General features: G+C 38.5%; 20 protein-coding genes. 12 read left to right on the forward strand and 8 right to left on the reverse strand.

Annotation, left to right across the window (positions count from 1 at the left end):
- The first annotated feature begins 11 nt into the window (after positions 1 to 11).
- The 8 genes from MHI22_RS00870 to MHI22_RS00905 all read left to right on the forward strand — a co-directional run bounded on the left by MHI22_RS00870 (position 12) and on the right by MHI22_RS00905 (position 6,520).
- A complete protein-coding gene (locus tag MHI22_RS00870) occupies positions 12 to 290 on the forward strand; it encodes a BMC domain-containing protein (protein ID WP_004269321.1) in 279 nt (92 codons plus the stop codon).
- Between the two features lie 202 nt (positions 291 to 492).
- Complete coding sequence (locus tag MHI22_RS00875) at positions 493 to 1,083, forward strand: phosphate propanoyltransferase (protein WP_058845096.1); 591 nt, start codon at positions 493 to 495, stop codon at positions 1,081 to 1,083.
- Between the two features lie 12 nt (positions 1,084 to 1,095).
- On the forward strand, positions 1,096 to 1,965 hold the full coding sequence (locus tag MHI22_RS00880; protein ID WP_058845097.1) for a phosphate propanoyltransferase: 870 nt from the start codon (positions 1,096 to 1,098) through the stop codon (positions 1,963 to 1,965).
- Between the two features lie 36 nt (positions 1,966 to 2,001).
- A complete protein-coding gene (locus tag MHI22_RS00885) occupies positions 2,002 to 2,286 on the forward strand; it encodes a EutN/CcmL family microcompartment protein (RefSeq protein WP_036118365.1) in 285 nt (94 codons plus the stop codon).
- A complete protein-coding gene (locus MHI22_RS00890; RefSeq protein WP_058845098.1) occupies positions 2,279 to 2,647 on the forward strand; it encodes a BMC domain-containing protein in 369 nt (122 codons plus the stop codon). The genes MHI22_RS00885 and MHI22_RS00890 overlap by 8 nt, the downstream gene beginning before the upstream one ends.
- Entirely contained in the window at positions 2,647 to 3,594 is a 948-nt protein-coding gene (gene mdh, locus MHI22_RS00895; RefSeq protein WP_340810813.1) for a malate dehydrogenase, read from the forward strand. The genes MHI22_RS00890 and mdh overlap by 1 nt, the downstream gene beginning before the upstream one ends.
- Before the next feature lie 259 nt (positions 3,595 to 3,853).
- Complete coding sequence (locus MHI22_RS00900; protein WP_271912863.1) at positions 3,854 to 4,948, forward strand: helix-turn-helix transcriptional regulator; 1,095 nt, start codon at positions 3,854 to 3,856, stop codon at positions 4,946 to 4,948.
- A 75-nt stretch (positions 4,949 to 5,023) separates the two neighbouring features.
- Complete coding sequence (locus tag MHI22_RS00905; RefSeq protein ID WP_340810815.1) at positions 5,024 to 6,520, forward strand: carboxypeptidase M32; 1,497 nt, start codon at positions 5,024 to 5,026, stop codon at positions 6,518 to 6,520.
- A 51-nt stretch (positions 6,521 to 6,571) separates the two neighbouring features.
- On the opposite strand, the gene MHI22_RS00910 is transcribed toward MHI22_RS00905, so the two are convergent.
- The 4 genes from MHI22_RS00910 to MHI22_RS00925 all read right to left on the reverse strand — a co-directional run bounded on the left by MHI22_RS00910 (position 6,572) and on the right by MHI22_RS00925 (position 9,620).
- Positions 6,572 to 8,233 carry a b(o/a)3-type cytochrome-c oxidase subunit 1 gene (locus tag MHI22_RS00910; protein ID WP_340810816.1) on the reverse strand — a complete coding sequence of 554 codons (1,662 nt, stop codon included), beginning with the start codon at positions 8,231 to 8,233 and terminating at the stop codon, positions 6,572 to 6,574.
- Positions 8,220 to 8,711: a cytochrome b5 gene (locus MHI22_RS00915; RefSeq protein WP_036118325.1), complete on the reverse strand. Its 492-nt coding sequence runs from the start codon at positions 8,709 to 8,711 to the stop codon at positions 8,220 to 8,222. Before MHI22_RS00915 ends, MHI22_RS00910 begins: the two co-directional genes overlap by 14 nt.
- Before the next feature lie 24 nt (positions 8,712 to 8,735).
- Positions 8,736 to 8,861: a hypothetical protein gene (locus MHI22_RS00920; RefSeq protein WP_255358839.1), complete on the reverse strand. Its 126-nt coding sequence runs from the start codon at positions 8,859 to 8,861 to the stop codon at positions 8,736 to 8,738.
- 300 nt (positions 8,862 to 9,161) lie between these two features.
- The gene (locus MHI22_RS00925) at positions 9,162 to 9,620 is read right to left on the reverse strand and encodes a chemotaxis protein CheX (protein WP_036118321.1); all 459 of its coding nucleotides are present in this window, start codon (positions 9,618 to 9,620) and stop codon (positions 9,162 to 9,164) included.
- A gap of 418 nt (positions 9,621 to 10,038) precedes the next feature.
- Here MHI22_RS00925 and pcp point away from each other — a divergent pair, with 418 nt between their 5' ends.
- The 4 genes from pcp to MHI22_RS00945 are packed head-to-tail and all read left to right on the forward strand — an operon-like array spanning position 10,039 to position 12,930.
- Positions 10,039 to 10,653: a pyroglutamyl-peptidase I gene (gene pcp / locus MHI22_RS00930; RefSeq protein ID WP_058845108.1), complete on the forward strand. Its 615-nt coding sequence runs from the start codon at positions 10,039 to 10,041 to the stop codon at positions 10,651 to 10,653.
- Entirely contained in the window at positions 10,637 to 11,332 is a 696-nt protein-coding gene (gene pxpB, locus MHI22_RS00935; protein WP_036118314.1) for a 5-oxoprolinase subunit PxpB, read from the forward strand. Before pcp ends, pxpB begins: the two co-directional genes overlap by 17 nt.
- 3 nt (positions 11,333 to 11,335) lie before the next feature.
- Entirely contained in the window at positions 11,336 to 12,208 is an 873-nt protein-coding gene (locus MHI22_RS00940) for a 5-oxoprolinase subunit C family protein (RefSeq protein WP_340808751.1), read from the forward strand.
- Complete coding sequence (locus tag MHI22_RS00945; RefSeq protein WP_036118299.1) at positions 12,199 to 12,930, forward strand: 5-oxoprolinase subunit PxpA; 732 nt, start codon at positions 12,199 to 12,201, stop codon at positions 12,928 to 12,930. The genes MHI22_RS00940 and MHI22_RS00945 overlap by 10 nt, the downstream gene beginning before the upstream one ends.
- 159 nt (positions 12,931 to 13,089) lie before the next feature.
- On the opposite strand, the gene MHI22_RS00950 is transcribed toward MHI22_RS00945, so the two are convergent.
- The 4 genes from MHI22_RS00950 to ytaF form a co-directional block, all read right to left on the reverse strand.
- Positions 13,090 to 13,644 carry a phosphatase PAP2 family protein gene (locus MHI22_RS00950; RefSeq protein WP_058845111.1) on the reverse strand — a complete coding sequence of 185 codons (555 nt, stop codon included), beginning with the start codon at positions 13,642 to 13,644 and terminating at the stop codon, positions 13,090 to 13,092.
- Positions 13,645 to 13,651: 7 nt separating this feature from the next.
- Positions 13,652 to 14,611 carry an LCP family protein gene (locus MHI22_RS00955; protein WP_338653553.1) on the reverse strand — a complete coding sequence of 320 codons (960 nt, stop codon included), beginning with the start codon at positions 14,609 to 14,611 and terminating at the stop codon, positions 13,652 to 13,654.
- Between the two features lie 19 nt (positions 14,612 to 14,630).
- Positions 14,631 to 15,278 carry a helix-turn-helix domain-containing protein gene (locus tag MHI22_RS00960; RefSeq protein WP_036118291.1) on the reverse strand — a complete coding sequence of 216 codons (648 nt, stop codon included), beginning with the start codon at positions 15,276 to 15,278 and terminating at the stop codon, positions 14,631 to 14,633.
- A gap of 99 nt (positions 15,279 to 15,377) precedes the next feature.
- Complete coding sequence (gene ytaF, locus MHI22_RS00965; RefSeq protein WP_036118287.1) at positions 15,378 to 15,998, reverse strand: sporulation membrane protein YtaF; 621 nt, start codon at positions 15,996 to 15,998, stop codon at positions 15,378 to 15,380.
- Positions 15,999 to 16,630 lie beyond the last annotated feature (632 nt).

A 16,630-nucleotide genomic window follows, 5' to 3' on the forward strand; every position in this document is an offset into this window, starting at 1 on the left:
AGGAATGACAAATGAGTACAGCATTAGGAATGGTAGAAACAAAAGGTTTAGTAGGAGCAATTGAAGCAGCGGACGCAATGGTAAAGGCAGCAAGTGTTAATTTAGTAGGCAAAGTACATGTTGGTGGCGGTATCGTGACAGTTCTTGTACGCGGAGATGTGGGTGCGGTGAAAGCAGCAACAGATGCAGGTGCAGCAGCAGCACAACGTGTAGGAGAACTATTATCTGTGCATGTAATCCCACGTCCACACCACGAATTAGAAATGATTTTACCAAAAGCAGAAGCATAATTTATCTTCTTTCAGTAGGAGACGCTTATTGCTATAGATGGTGTGAGATAAATGCCAATATAGCTTCCATTTACAAAACACGTACTGGATAAGAAGCCATTATGCCAAGACGTAATGGATCAGCATGAGAGCTGACCTAACCGTAGGAAAGCTCTTATCTTGTCCAAGTCAAAACAATTTATGAAATATAGAGGTGGCTAACGTGATAACAGCGACAAAAACATTTCCAGTGGCCATTTCGGCTCGTCATATCCATCTTAGTGAAGCGGATTTACAAGCACTTTTTGGTCCAAATGCAACGTTAACAAAGGATTTTGACTTATCACAGCCAGGGCAATTTGCTGCCAAGGAGCGTGTCTCAATCGAAGGGCCAAAGGGCATTATTCATAATGTCCGTGTCCTTGGACCTGTAAGACCAGCAACCCAAGTGGAAGTCAGCCGCACAGATGCGATGAAGCTTGGGGTTACCCCTCCTTTAAGGCAATCAGGAAATATTGAAAACTCGGCAGGCATTAAAATATTTTATCAAGACAAAGTGTTGGAGATACAGCAGGGGGTCATTATTGCACAGGCACACATCCATATGACAGAACAAGATGCCAAAGAATTGGAAGTACACAATAATGAATTGGTTTCAGTGGAAGTCATCAGTGATCGACCTGTCACTTTCCGTGGTGTCGTTGTACGTGTTTCAAATGACTTTAGTTTAGAGATGCACATTGATACAGATGAAGCAAATGCAGGCTTTATCGAACAACAAGCACAAGGTAGATTAGTAAAAGTATCATCGTAAGGAGGAGGCAAGATGCAAGAAAATTTAGTGCAAAAAATTGTGGAAGAAGTTCTGCAACAAGTTTTAAAAAATCAATCTTCCTCTCCACATGACGGTAAAATTCCCGTTGGCGTATCCGCTCGCCATGTCCATCTTGCACAAGCAGAGGTGGAGCAACTTTTTGGTGAGAATTATGAGCTTACACCAAAGTTTGAGCTTTCACAGCCAGGACAATTTGCTGCGGAGGAAACCGTTGTCATCGCTGGTCCCAAAGGATCGATTGAGCGAGTTCGTATTCTGGGCCCAGCTCGCTCCTTGTCTCAAGTGGAAGTAAGCTGGACAGATGCAATGAAAATAGGATTGAAGCCCCCGTTAAGAGTTTCGGGTGATATTCAAGGCTCTAGCCCTGTTACATTGATTGGTCCAAAGGGGAGTGTTGTGTTAAATGAAGGACTCATTGTAGCACAGGCACATATCCATATGTCCCCTGCGGATAGTGCGAGATTCAATGTAGTAGATGGACAGTCTGTACAAATCAAGGTAGGGGGTATTCGCCCCATTATTTTATCGAATGTGATCGTCCGCGTATCAGAGCGTTATCGATTAGAAATGCATATTGATACAGATGAAGCAAATGCAGGGTTCATTCAACAAGGAACGTTTGCTGAAATGATCCATCATCAAGTAAGCGAGCCAGCCATACCTGAGAAAGAACAGTCACCAGCTATACAGAAAGTAGCGCAACCATCTGTCTATCATTATGACAAAAAGCTACTTTCACAAATAGAAGTGCTAGATATCGATGCACAAGAAATTGTGGTCCCGAAGAAAACGATTGTGACAGCACTGGCTTATGATAAATTACGAGAGTTAAATAAAACATTAACAATTCGTTCGGAGTAATAAGAAAATCTGTGTCGCATAAAGAGGGTGAAGTTCATGCAAATGGGAAGAGTGATAGGCAGTGTATGGGCAACACGCAAGGAGGAAGGGCTGAATGGTTTAAAGCTACTCATCATTCAACCAATTGACTCCAATCAACAGCCGATTCGCACAGAAATGGTGGCAGCTGATCGTATTGGTGCGGGTATTGGTGATGATGTACTCATTACAAGCGGTGGGTCATCACGCTATATTATGAAAGAAAATCCGTTACCAATCGATGCAGTGGTCATTGGTATTATTGATTCTACTGAAGTGATGAGAGGTGAGGACAATGAGTAGTGCAATTGGTATGATTGAGACCAAAGGATTAGTTGGTTCATATGAAGCGGCTGATGCGATGATTAAAGCGTCAGATGTGACAATCGTTAAACAAGAATTCGTCGATGGTGGTATTGTGACGATAGTCGTAAAGGGCGACGTAGGTTCTGTACAAGCAGCAGTGGAAGCTGGTAAGGCTGCTGCCATGCGTGTTGGTGAATTATTAGGTGCTCACGTCATTCCGAGACCTGATGAAGAAGTATTCCAAATGATTAAAGGACCAGAGGCACCAAAGAAAAAGCCTGCCACTACAACAGCATCAACACGTGCTAAAAAAACAGCAGACACAACATCACCGACAGATAATAGAGGTGACGCATAATGGCATTTCGTAAAAATAAAATTGCTGTGATTGGTGCAGGTCATACAGGTGCTACATTAAGTTTATTTTTAGCACAGAAAGAATTAGGCGATGTGGTGCTAGTAGATATTCCAGAAGCGGAGAACCCGACAAAAGGGAAAGCATTGGATTTACTACAAACAGGCCCTATCGAAAAATTCAATGTGTCGATTAAAGGGACAAGTCATTACGAAGATATTGCTGGTGCTGATATTGTGGTCATTACAGCAGGTATCCCTCGTAAACCAGGGATGAGCCGCGATGATTTAGTCACAACAAATGCAAAAATCATTCAACAAGTGTCAAGACAGATTAAACACTATGCACCCAACAGTATTGTCCTTGTGTTAAGTAATCCGGTTGATGCCATGACCTATGTGTGTCATAAGGAAACAGGCTTTGCCAAAAATCGGATTATCGGTCAGTCTGGTGTATTAGATACAGCCCGTTTCAATACATTTGTTGCACAAGAGCTACAAATTGCTCCAGGGGATGTATCAGGCTTTGTGTTAGGTGGACATGGTGATGAAATGGTGCCATTAATTCGCTATTCCTATGCAGGAGGCATTCCATTAGAAAAGCTAATTCCCCAGGATCGACTACAACAAATCGTTGAACGTACACGTAAGGGCGGCGGTGAGATTGTCGGATTGCTAGGCAATGGTAGTGCCTACTATGCACCAGCAGCAGCGTGTGCACAAATGGTAGAAATTATTATGAAAGATCAACGGAAAATTATCCCCTCTATTGCCCTATTAGAAGGAGAGTATGGCTACAACGATCTGTTTTTAGGTGTACCAACTATTTTAGGTGGCAATGGGATTGAATCTGTGATTGAATTGCACCTAACAACTGAAGAACAAGCAGCTCTCCAGCATTCAGCTGAGGCTGTGAAGCAAGTGATTGCTATTTGCCAAAACATTGAATAGGGTAAACAGACTCTGTTCTTTGATAGAAAGAAAGTATCCCCAACTTTCTTTCTTATTGCTCTTAATTAATGTTTGATTGGAAACCGAACATGACTTGAAAGCTAGTTAAAATCCCCTAATAATATATAAAGCTCTTATTTGTAAGAGGATAAACTGTAGCAAGCTCAAAAGTTTGCTACAGTTTTTTTATTGCACATTCACAACTTATATCATAAAAACAATGATGCCTTCTACTATAATCAAAGTAGGAGGGATGTGGATGAACAACATCGTACAGGAGATGATTGATTGCATTGAAGGTCATCTCTTAGAAGGGTTTTCGTTAGAGCAATTAGGGAAGGAGATGGGCTATTCTCCTTATTATTGTTCTTTCAAATTTCATCAGATGACGGGGATGACGATTAAAAAATATATGTCATTACGAAAAATCTATCTTGCATCCTTGGTATTAAAAGAGACAGAGGAGAAAATTATTGATATTGCTTTCTGCTATGGTTTTTCATCTCAGGAATCCTTTTCAAGAGCATTTAAAAGGGTCTTTGGCATAAGCCCGTATGATTATAGGAGGTCTCCTCAGCCTATGCAAACATTTGTGAAGTTAAATTTAAATGATGAAAGAGGCTGGTTTATAATGGACATTTCTCAAAAATTGAAAATTAAGGAATTACAAGAAAAGATTTTTGAGCAATTTGATCAAGAGACTTTGAATGTATTAAATGGTCAGATGATGTATGAAGAATTTGCAAAACATCAATTAATGGGAAATAGTGATTATGTACCTTTCAATGAAGCCATGTGTACGAATCCGACTGCTAGCCCGATTTTCAGCGAGGAATTCAATCAAATCCGAGCGGCTGGGCATCAAGTGTCATTACAGGCATACGAGCAAATGACATTGAATCCTTTGAAGCCTCTATGGACAAAAGGCTATCAATGCATTGTGTTATGGTTTGGGGATGATATGTTTTGTCAGATGAATTTATTGACCATGCTTGCTTTTCTCGAACAACAAGGATATCAAGGCAAGGTCTATTTCCATATGGTCAAGGAAACGACCTATGATGTGGAGGAAACAGAGCTGGAGTTAGGAGGCTATCTAGAGGTCTATCAAGAAGTTTTCATGCACCATCGTTTTCCGAAGGCTACACTTTTACCCGTCATGTATCAGGGCATTCAATTATATTTTAACTATTTACAGGAAGAAAATGATATTACGACGTATATAAAAAAGCATCTTGAGCAGCCGCTAGGGGATTTAATGAAGCAATTATTTTCTCTCTTCCCTCACTATGGGTTAGGAGATAGTCAATATTTAAAAATAATAGAGAAAGTAAAAGACGAATATTCTGAATAAAAATACTAAAAAGTCCACAATATACAAAATTTTCGAAAATATGATAAACTTATAATGTAAAAGGAGGATGAATGCATGACAGTTCAACAATTTACAGACTATGTGAAGAAAATGCAGCATTATGAGGAAGCACTCAATGTCGTTTATTGGGATATGCGTACGGGTGCACCGAAAAAAGGTTTAGCACAACGTTCAGAGGTAATCGGTACATTATCTGCTTCTTTATTTGATATGCAAACAAGTGAAGAATTGGGGGAGCTTTTAGTAGCTTTAGAGTCACAAAAAGCTAATCTTGACTATGTAACATTACGTTTAGTGGAAGAAGTAAGAAAGAATTATGATCAAAACAAAAAAATTCCAGCTGACGAGTATAAAAAATACGTCATTCTTCAATCGAAGTCTGAAACTGCTTGGGAAGAAGCGAAGGCAAGTAATAATTTTGCATTATTCCTTCCATATTTAGAGGAAATCATTCAATGGCAGAAAAAATTCATTCACTATTGGGGAATTAAAAATGGATCTCCTTACAATACATTACTCGATTTATATGAACCAGATATGACGACTGATGTTTTAGATCAAGTATTTGGTGACCTACGTACATCCATTGTGGAACTTGTCCAAAAAATTGCCAATTCATCGAATAAACCAGATACAAGCATGTTATTTAAGCATTTCCCACGTGAAGCACAGCGTGAATTATCGTTAGAATTGCTTGCTCAGCTTGGTTATGATTTTGATGCAGGGCGCTTGGATGAAAGTGTGCACCCATTCATGATTGGCTTAAACTATGGAGATGCTCGTATTACAACAAAATATGATGAAAATGACTTCCGTTCAGCCATTTTTGGTACAATTCATGAGTGTGGTCATGCGATGTATGAGCAAAACATTGATGAAAAGCTTGCAGGTCTGCCATTGGCTACTGGTACTTCAATGGGTATTCATGAATCTCAATCATTATTTTATGAAAACTTTGTCGGCAGAAATGAAAAGTTCTGGGAGCATAACTACGAGCGCCTTCAACACTTTTCACCAGCACAGTTCGGGGATGTGGCATTAGCTGATTTCCTACGTGCCATCAATATGGTAGAGCCATCATTCATTCGTATTGAAGCAGATGAACTAACGTATCCTTTACATATCATGATTCGCTATGAAATTGAACGTGATCTGTTCAATGGTGATTTACAGGCGAAGGATCTACCGCAAGTTTGGAATGATAAATATGAGGAATATTTAGGTATTCGTCCTGAGACAGATGCACAGGGAGTATTACAAGATATGCACTGGTCAGGGGGCATGTTTGGCTATTTCCCATCCTATGCTTTAGGTATGATTTATGCAGCGCAATGGAAGCATGCGATGGACAAGGATATTCCAAACTTTGATGAATTACTAGAAAAGGGAGAGCTACTGCCAATTCGGGAGTGGCTAACTGAGAAAGTTCATCAATATGGAGCATTGAAAAAGCCATTCGAATTGCTAAAAGAAGCGACAGGGGAAGGCTTAAATGCTAAATACTTAGCAGACTATTTACAAGATAAATATAGGAAGCTCTATCAACTATAAAAAAACAAGCGATTTCTCGTTTCTGAGAAATCGCTTTTTATGTCTAAATGCTTACCACAATTGATAGCCTTTGGAGCCAGCCGGTGAGTTCGAAATAATATCGATAATTGGCACTGTGTAAGCGAATAAAATTAACGCTACTAAAATAACAAGCCATACTTTGAAGTTTTCTAAAATAGCTGGTGTTGGGCCGCTAAGCTCATGTACATCACCAATAGGGAATTCTTCTTCACCTTTAGGTGCAAACCAAGCTAATTTCACGACGATATACATAATGACTAGAATCGCGATAAAGAGAATCGTTCCGCCTACAGCTTGTGCGATTTGATAAGGAATCCAATCATAGGCCTGTGAAGCACCACCATATTCTGAGTAATCTGAGCGACGAGGTGCACCGATAAGACCAGCAATATGCATCGCAGAAGACATAATCGTCATACCAGTAGCCCATAAGATACCAGCGAAATTACTAAGATTATTTAATGATTTCGTCAATGTACGACCTGTTAAATGTGGAATTAACCAGAAGGCCGCACCGAAGTAAGTTAAAACAACAGCTGTAGCAATTGTTAAATGGAAATGCCCTGTAACCCAAATGGTATTATGGATTAATTGGTTCATTTGATAGGAGGCATTGACAATACCACCTGCACCACCAGGAATAAATGCCACCATACCGATAAATGGAACGAAGAAACGAGCATCTTTCCATGGTAATTTTTTAAACCATCCGAACAGCCCTTTACCACCTAATTCACGACCACGTAACTCGAACATGGCAAACATCGAGAAGGCTGTCATAAGAGATGGGACAATTACAGCGAACGTTAATACAACTTGAATGAACTTCCATGTACCATCAATACCAGGCTCTGTTAACTGATGGTGAATCCCAACAGGAATAGAGAAGAGTAAGAACAGCATGAACGAAAGTCTTGCTAAAGAATCGGAGAAAATTTTTCCGCCAATTACTTTTGGAATAATCACGTACCAAACCATGTAGGCAGGTAATAGCCAGAAGTATACAAGTGCATGCCCGAAATACCAGAAGAGGGTACGGGATAATGCAACATCGACACGTTCAATTAAACCTAATGACCATGGTAACAGTTGAATTAATACAGAAGCTGCTACACCAAGTGTTGCCACGAACCACATTAAATTATTGACAACTACCATAAACGATAATAATGGGCTGCGTTGTCCGCTACCTTTATTTTCTTTGCGCCACTGTACATAACGTAAAATTTGACCTGCGCCGCCAACCCAAGAACCAACCACGACTAATGTAAGGCCTAAATAGAAAATCCAGTGTGCCTTTAGAGGTGCATAGAATGTATAAAGTACAGTTGCTTTATTCAATAAAACCATGGTTGCTGAAGCAGCTGTACCAATTGTCATTAACCAAAAACCGATCCAGCCAAGTCTACGTTGACTAGCAGTGAATGTACCAGATGTACGACTTACACTAGCAATTTGGAAGCCGTAAATAAAGAATGTAGTTAAAATAAGACCAAGTAATACACCGTGTACTGTTAAAATTTGATAATAGCCAATGCCTGCTGGTAATGTAAATTGACCAGAACGCACAAATACTTGTAATAAACCTGCAAGACCACCTAATAGCAATGAGATGAATGCCACATAAATATGTGCCATTGCTAGCTTTGCATCGCGACGATCTACTTTTGTCATCGAATTAGTGTGACTCATTTGAATCCACCACCTTTAGCATAGAGTGCATCATCGTATGTCCTGTACCACAATACTCATTACATACGATTAAAAACTCGCCTACTTTGTTAACTTCTGTTACGTATTCCGAAATATAACCAGGCTCAAGCATCATGTTGATATTCGTACCTGCCACCTCAAAACCGTGCATAACATCTTCGCTTGTTGCGATGAATTTCACCTTTGCACCAAGTGGTACCTCAATTTGTGGAGGATTATAATTGAATGCAGAAGCTACTACTACCACTTCATAATCCCAATCTTTTCCCTCGACCTTATGAACTCCTGGATTATCAAAAGGTGCTGTCTCTTTCACTTTCTCGTAATCTAGTGTTTTTTTACCATTGTTCGGATGGGAGCCTTGATGAAATGCCCCGATACCGAGAATGATCAGGAATGCAACTAAAGTAGCAACTCCGAACACAAGCCAATACTTCTCATACTTATGTATGTGCATATGTTTCTGTCCCTTCTTTATATATTAAAATCTTCCAATGAACAAATCGAAGCAGTACACCCAAAGTAAAATGATGATAATACCAACTCCAAAAACTGCATAGAGTGAACCTTTTAAATTTTCATCTGACTTCTTTTTGTTGTTTGCCATTTTTGCCCCTCCTACGCTTTTTATTGTTGTGTTTCTTACTGTCATCATATAAAAATCCATAGCATTTTGATGTGAAAAAAATCACACTTCTACACGTATTATGTGAAGAAAGTGTGAAGAATTAAAAAAAGAAAAAAACAAGCCATCTCAAAAGTCATTGAGAGAGCTTGTTATCTTATTATATTTTGCTTAATTTTAATAAAAACAATAGATGAAGAAAGACTTGCACATTCCTTCCCGTTTTTTCTACCTATACATGAAGGCTGTAGGCTTTTGCATACAATGATCCATTCTAGTTTTTTATCCTTCTTCCTCGATGGTTAATAGAACTGTTAATGCACCAATGCTTGGAACCGAAACTGGGAGAACAAATGCTTTTTCAAAGCCGTATAACTTTGTATTGCCCACCATCACGGTTGGAGGAGTGATATCAATTTCTAAGCTTTCTTGCCCAACAGTTGTACATAAATTTCCTGCAATCATGTTACCAAATTCTCCAGTAAAGGATTCTAGCATTTCTCCCTCCAGTGGCATACCGAACATGGTACTCCCAATCCCGCTAAACACATCGGGGGATGAATCAATGATAACGCGACCCTTTACATCTCCAATTAAACCAATTAATACGCCCATTTGCTGCTGTTGAAAGGGTTCAGAAATAATACTAGGCGACTTTACTTCTATATCCATAGGAAGAATGGATTTTAAAGCGTGAATAGTCCCGTTTAAAATAGTTTGAAAGTACTTCGAATTACTCATCATTACCGCATCCTTTTTCCGACTTTTCTACATCTTACCATGTAAAAAGGGTAAGATGAAAGTATGTCTTGACGAATTAACGTGAAATTTATAATATAATAATGAGAATGATTTTCAAATTCAATGAGATGGTCTGAAAGCCTAATAAAAAAATACATAATTTATATGAAAAGGAGCGGTTAGCAATGACATTCGTATTGATTGGAGCAGCTGTAGTGATCTATATTGGTGTTGGGAAATACGTCATGAAACAGGCGACTGCACATTTGAAATAATTACAGCCAAAAGAGTATGGAGCATCAGCGCTTCATACTCTTTTTACTTGCCCAAATGAAGAGAAATATTTATTTTTTCAGAAAATTGTTGTAAAATAAAGCCAATCCTTTAGGGTTATACATAAAGAAATCAGGTGACTAACATGACAAAACTATTAGTAACGGGGTTTGAGCCATTCCTTCATTATAAAATAAATCCAACGATGCAAATTGTCGAAAATTTAGATGGAGAAACAATAGGAGACTATCGCATTGTTGGACGAATTCTTTCTGTAGATTTTCAGCAATCGGCGGAACAATTAAAGCAGTATATAGAGGAAGTAAAGCCACAAATTATTATTTCTTTAGGATTAGCAGGAGGGCGTTTTAAAATAACGCCAGAGCGCATTGCCATTAATGTGAAAGATGGTGAGCCTGATAATAATGGCTACACGCCGGTCGATGAAAGCATTGATAAGGATGGAGCGGATGCTTATTTAACGAATTTACCGATTCGCAATATGGTGAATCGCTTACAGGCAGCGGGGTATCCAGCAGAAATTTCAAATACTGCAGGTACGTACTTATGCAATAATATTATGTATGAAGGACTTGTTTATGCACAGCAACACGAAGGGGTTCGTGCTGGCTTTATTCATATTCCGGCATCATTTGACCTGGCCATCCAACATGGCAAAATTCCTGGCTGGCATATCCGAGATTTAATAGCTGCGGTAAAGCTTTGTATTGAGGAGAGCATACGTGCAACCAATCATTGAATTTCCTCATGCGATGTGGATTAGCCAACATACTATTCGCTTTGCATTCAAGGAGGAAATCTCCCACGCCAACTTTCAGGCAGTCCAAGCATTTAATCGGTTTCTGAAACAGCAGCTACAGCATAATCTCGTCGAAAGTGTTGCAAGCTATCATACAGTTACAGCCTATGTCAAACAGCCTCTAGATATCGATTCATTGAGAGGGCATTGGCTAGAGATGCAAACTCTCACAGCAATGGCAGAAGGAACGAAGAAAATTTTAAGAATACCCGTTTGCTATGATGAGGAATTTGCCTTAGATAAGCAGCGAGTCATGAACTATACAGGTTTATCATTTGAAGACTTTAAAACATTACACTTATCGAAAAGCTATTATGTTTATGTTATGGGCTTTTTACCAGGTTTTCCTTATTTAGGTGAATTAGATACTAAGTTGTGTGTACCACGCTTAAAGAAGCCACGAGCTACTGTTTCAGCTAGTTCTGTTGGTATAGGCGGTAGGCAAACAGGCATCTACCCTGTTGAGTCACCAGGTGGCTGGAATATTATCGGGAAAACTCCTCTAGATTTATTTAATGTTGATCGCCAAGAGCCATTTTTATTGGCTCTTGGCGATGAAGTTCAATTTTATGAAATAACTAAACAACAGTTTTGGGAAATGAAAAGCAAAGGAGTGTAGCGATTGAAGCCACTTCTGCTCGTCACTAAACAAGGTGTCTATGGTAGCCTACAGGACCAAGGTAGATTTGGCTATCGGGCATTTGGTATTCCGTTATCTGGACCGATGGACAAAGTATCGTTTCAAGCAGCACAGCTAATCTTAGAAAATCCTCATGACCAAACATCCTTTGAAATGTTTGTGGGTGGCTTTGAATTTGAGGCATTGGCAGATGGAGTCTATGTATTAACAGGTGGACATTGTACATGCTTGGTCAATAATACACCGATAGAGATGTGGAAAACATTCCACTTAATGAATGGCGATCAGTTGGTGATTAAACATGTGAATCAAGGCGCGATTGTTTATTTGACACCTCTTGGCGGGTTTACTTCACAAGTTAAGCTTGGTAGTCGCTCAAACCTGTCACTTGGTCAACTAGGAACAAACATCACAAAAGGTAGCATTTTGTATGGGCAAGACTCAGCGCCATTCCATTATAATCGAGGTCTTTATGCGCCATATCGTCCAACTTTTGATCGTGCTATTTCAGTTAGAGTGCTGAAAGGCCCTCATTTTCATTTATTTAGGGAAGAGAGTCAACACCATTTTTTACAAAATGCTTTTCAATTTATTGGTGGTAATCGCATGGGCTATTACGTAAAGGGAACTGTTTTACAGCTGCAAGAAATGAAAGATATTTTGTCAGAGGCGACCCAGTTCGGCACCATTCAAGTGCCGCCAAGCGGTCATCCTATCATTTTAATGGCCGATGCCCAAACGGTAGGGGGTTATCCTATTATTGCGACGGTACATGAAGACGATTTACATAAAGTAGCTCAAATGCGTATGTTTAACACGATACGATTTGCACTGGAGGTAAGAGGATGCCAATAGATATTAACTGTGATTTAGCTGAATATGATGATGCTTTTCTAACAGGAAAAGAGGAAGAAATATTGGACTATGTCACATCCATTAATATAGCATGCGGCTATCATGCAGGGCATCATACGTTGATGCATCAAACTGTTCGCAGTGCCATTCGTAAAAATGTTCATATTGGTGCACATCCAGGCTATCCTGATCGAGAGGGCTTTGGTCGTCGAAACATGGCATTTAGCGCAGCAGAAATTTATGATATGATGGTCTATCAGATTGGCGCATTACAAGCCTTCGTTCAAATTGAAAAAGGCATGCTCCATCATATTAAGCCACATGGCGCACTCTATAATCAATGCGTAAATGATCGGGAAAAAGCGTCAGCTGTCGTCGATGCAGTCTATGATCTTAATCCACAGCTTATTTTATATTGTTTATCTGGTAGCCAAATCGTAGAGATTGCAAGAGGCAAGGGGCTTCAAGTATATGAGGAAGTTTTTTCGGATCGACGTTATAACGATGATGGCACTTTAGTGGATAGACAGGAGCCTAATGCCTTAATACAAACAGAGCAAGAAATGCTGATACATGTAAAAGGTATTTTAACGGCCAATGAAGTCTTGTCTGTGCAATCTAAAAAAATAAAAGTCGCTGCTCAAACTCTATGTATTCATGGAGATGGCCCCCGTGCGCTAGACTATGCAAAAAAAATTGCCGCGCTCAGACAGCAACTATAATAGTAAAATGGATGCCCTAAGGAGAGTTTAGGGCATCCATTTTATTTAGATAGTTTGCAGCTTCAAACACAATAATTGCAGCGAGGTTTTTTTATGCAATGATGGTTGGGGCATATAAAAGTTCGCATCCATTGCGAACTTTTTAAATCTAAAGACCTCTTACTTTGCATATATTTTCTTGCGTAGCAAGGTAGATTCAAAAAGACGACCTAGTAACATAACTATGTAAGTTACCCCTAATCCAATACATGCGCCTGCTAACACATCTAGAAAGTAGTGCACACCGATAAAAATTCTTGAAATGGCCATTAAGCAGGCCAGCAGGATGAGTACAGTGCCCATTTTTCTTCGTTTCCAAAACAAAGCGAATGCCAGGGCAAATGAACCAGCAGCATGATTACTTGGAAATGAAGGATCCAGAGTTGATTTTTCGAGTAATAATGTTACGCTATGATTGACAAATGGGCGAGGTCGAAAATACGCCATTTCTATAATTTTATCTATACCAAGTGTAAGAATAACAATCGTTAATGCATATAATACTATTTTTCTATTTTCCTGCTGATTTTGGGATTTTGAAAACCATAGCCATATAAATACCAGTCCAAATAGAATGGGCCCATACTTTGAAAACAAGAGGACAAGTTGATCTAAAATCGGATATTTTCCTGCAAACTGGTTTAGTAGTTTGAAAAGTTGATAATCTATATTCATATTCTCTCTAAGATGAAACTCCTTCTAATTTAGTCACTTGTACATTGTCCTCTGATGATAAAAACTCTTCTAATGCACTTTTGTTCTTTTCCAAATCAATATCTAGCACTGCGCCTACATTTACATGTTTGTTGTCAAAAGAACTGGCGACAGGAATTCGTAAAGTATCCACACCATTAGATTTCCCATCCATTAAACCTTTCCCAATAGCAAGAATGGTTTTATTGTCAATATTAGTATCGATATATGCCTCTGCAACACCAAGTATTTTGGGTAAATTTATTAAACTTTGAAAGCTAATTTGTTCTTTGACCTTTGTCATAACTTCCTGTTGGCGTTCAACTCGCCCGAAATCACTTAAACGATCGTGGCGGAATCGTACATAAGCTAATAACTGGTCACCGTGTAAAGTTTGTTCTCCAGGAAATAATGTCATACCAATTCCATATGACATTTCATAAGGGATATCAACTTCAATCCCATTTGGTGCTAGAAGATCCACAATTTTAGGGAATCCTTCAAAATCAACGATAGCGTAGTAATTGACATCAATATCAAAATTCTGCTTAATTGATTTCCTTACAAGTTCTGGGCCTCCAAAAGCAAATGCAGCGTTTATTTTATTCATCCCGTAATCTGGGATGTCAACATACGTATCTCTCATAATCGAAACGATTTTTACATTATTCGTAGTTTGATTATAGTGTGCAATCATTAAAGCATCAGATCTACCTTCGTCTCCTCTAGAGTCACTGCCTATCAATAGCACATTAATCTCACCAAATTGCGGGTCTACACCTTTGAATGGCTCAAAAGTCTCTTCATCTTCTTTATTGATATCGTCTTCTGCCATAGCCAATCCACTATTGTACTGATATATCCAATAAACAATCCCTATTGAGATGATCAATGCAAATGCTAAAAACGAATTTCTTAGCCATCTACGGCTCGTTTTACTATGTTTCATAAATTAATTAATCCACCTATCAGTTATTTTTTAACAAACCTTTTGCAGTAAGTTGTACAGCTATCGCATCGTCCAAATAACCAATAGGAAATAGATAATCCGGAATGACATCCACTGGAATAATAAAATACAATAATGTACTTCCAATTATTGTTAATTCAAATAGTGTACCCTTATTTGTTGTAAATTTTTCATATAACTCTTTCAACTTGCTAATAAATGGTCCAACGCTACCTACACTCTGAATCTTTTCGTTAAAACTCTTATGAATTGTATTTTTTCCTTCTTCTGTTTGAGCAAATAATCCATAATCGTCTAATTTTTTTTCAACATCTTGCACTGAAAATTGATTGTCATAAACATTAGAAGCCTTAAGAAAAGTCTGTATTGCATCAACAGAAGTATGAATATCTGATTGAGACTCTTCATGTCTCTGTTCGATAGGATACCCTGCAGCTTCAACAAGATTAATGAAAGGAATACCAAGACATTCAGCGAATTTTTCTAAATGTTGAGGTGTTGCCTTTCGTTTATTATTGATAATCCGTGAAATCGTAGCTGTATCGACCCCTGTAAGTTCACTAAACTTCCGCATGGATAATGAGCGTTCTTTTAGTAATTCTTTCAACAATAAACCTAGAGTAGTACTTTCTCTATTTTCTGCCATATTCGATTCTCCCTTCTGTTAGTTCCTTAATGATTGTCTAATGGAAAATTACCGTTGTACAGAAGTGTAATATTGTGTTGACAAAATGTCAACACAATATTAATAAAATGCTGCAAAAGCAAGCAGTAACATCAACAAACCACTAATTACTGTGCCAAATTGCCCTATAGTAAATGAACTAACCTGAACATCAGCGACCTTACTTCCTAATTTGACTCCTGCCCAAACAGTAATAAAGCTCCCGATTGCAGCTGTTAACGAAATGACAACAGGTGAAAGTCCGAGTAGGCCAGCGCCCACACCATTTGTAAGTGCATTTGCTGATAATGCAATACCAAGAAGTATAGATTCTCCCCAGCCGATTTCATCAGACTTATTAAAATCAGCTTCCTCAGGGTTTTTAAAAATACTTTGCCCATTTTTGGGCTGTAACGCCTCTTTTGAAGGTTCATTTTTACGTGGTTTAGCTAAAAGAATGATGCGAATTCCAATGATAAATAACAATAAGGCTCCAAAGATTACAGGAAGCATACCTGGAAGAATAGTCGAGAGCCAAACCCCAAACGTAATGCCTCCCATACTCATAACAAAGCATATAATTGCTATTAATAAATTTTTCCCAAAACTAACATGTATCTTTCGAATCCCGTAAGAGAGCCCTACGCCTAAATTATCTATACTTGATGAAAGCGTAAAAGCTAAAATGATTAACCAAGTCACAGCTTACACCCCTTATTTTTTTATATCATATTATTTATGTTGACAATTGGTGCCTGTTTTCCTAAAATTGTTGACAAAAAAGCAACGGTTATGCCACTTAAAAAAACTCGTCCATTATTGAGTACCATTGTTTTGTTTCATGTACTTACAATGTATTAATTAAGTGTCCTTTGATTTTGGAATAAAAAAAAGACCCAATCTAAGCCTAATAGACAAAGAATCAGAGTTTTCGGTTTTCATTATTTTTTTACTTATTTTAACAGGGGAATCCAAACTACCACCTTGTACAATATTCCGAACAGTTTTCATTTTTGTTAGAAGTATTGGTTCGAAGTCTATTGCCTGTAAATTTTTTCTTCAAGTGACTTAGATTTCTGTGAATCAATGGACAGAGCAGAAGTACCTGTTACATTAACATGACTATTGATAATGGAAAGTACCACCGATTTACGCCCTTTAGGGTCTTTATTTCATGGTGAAGCCTGTCTGTGCAATCTAAAAAATAAAAGTGGCTGCTTAAACTCTATGTATTCATGGAGATAGGCGTCATGAGCTAGACTATTGTAAGGTTCAGAGAGCTACTACAATTGTAAAATAGATGCCCTAAGAGAGTTTAGGGCATCTATATTAGT

The organism is Lysinibacillus sp. FSL L8-0312, assembly GCF_038003285.1.
In the GTDB taxonomy this organism is placed as follows: Bacteria; Bacillota; Bacilli; order Bacillales_A; family Planococcaceae; genus Lysinibacillus; species Lysinibacillus fusiformis_D.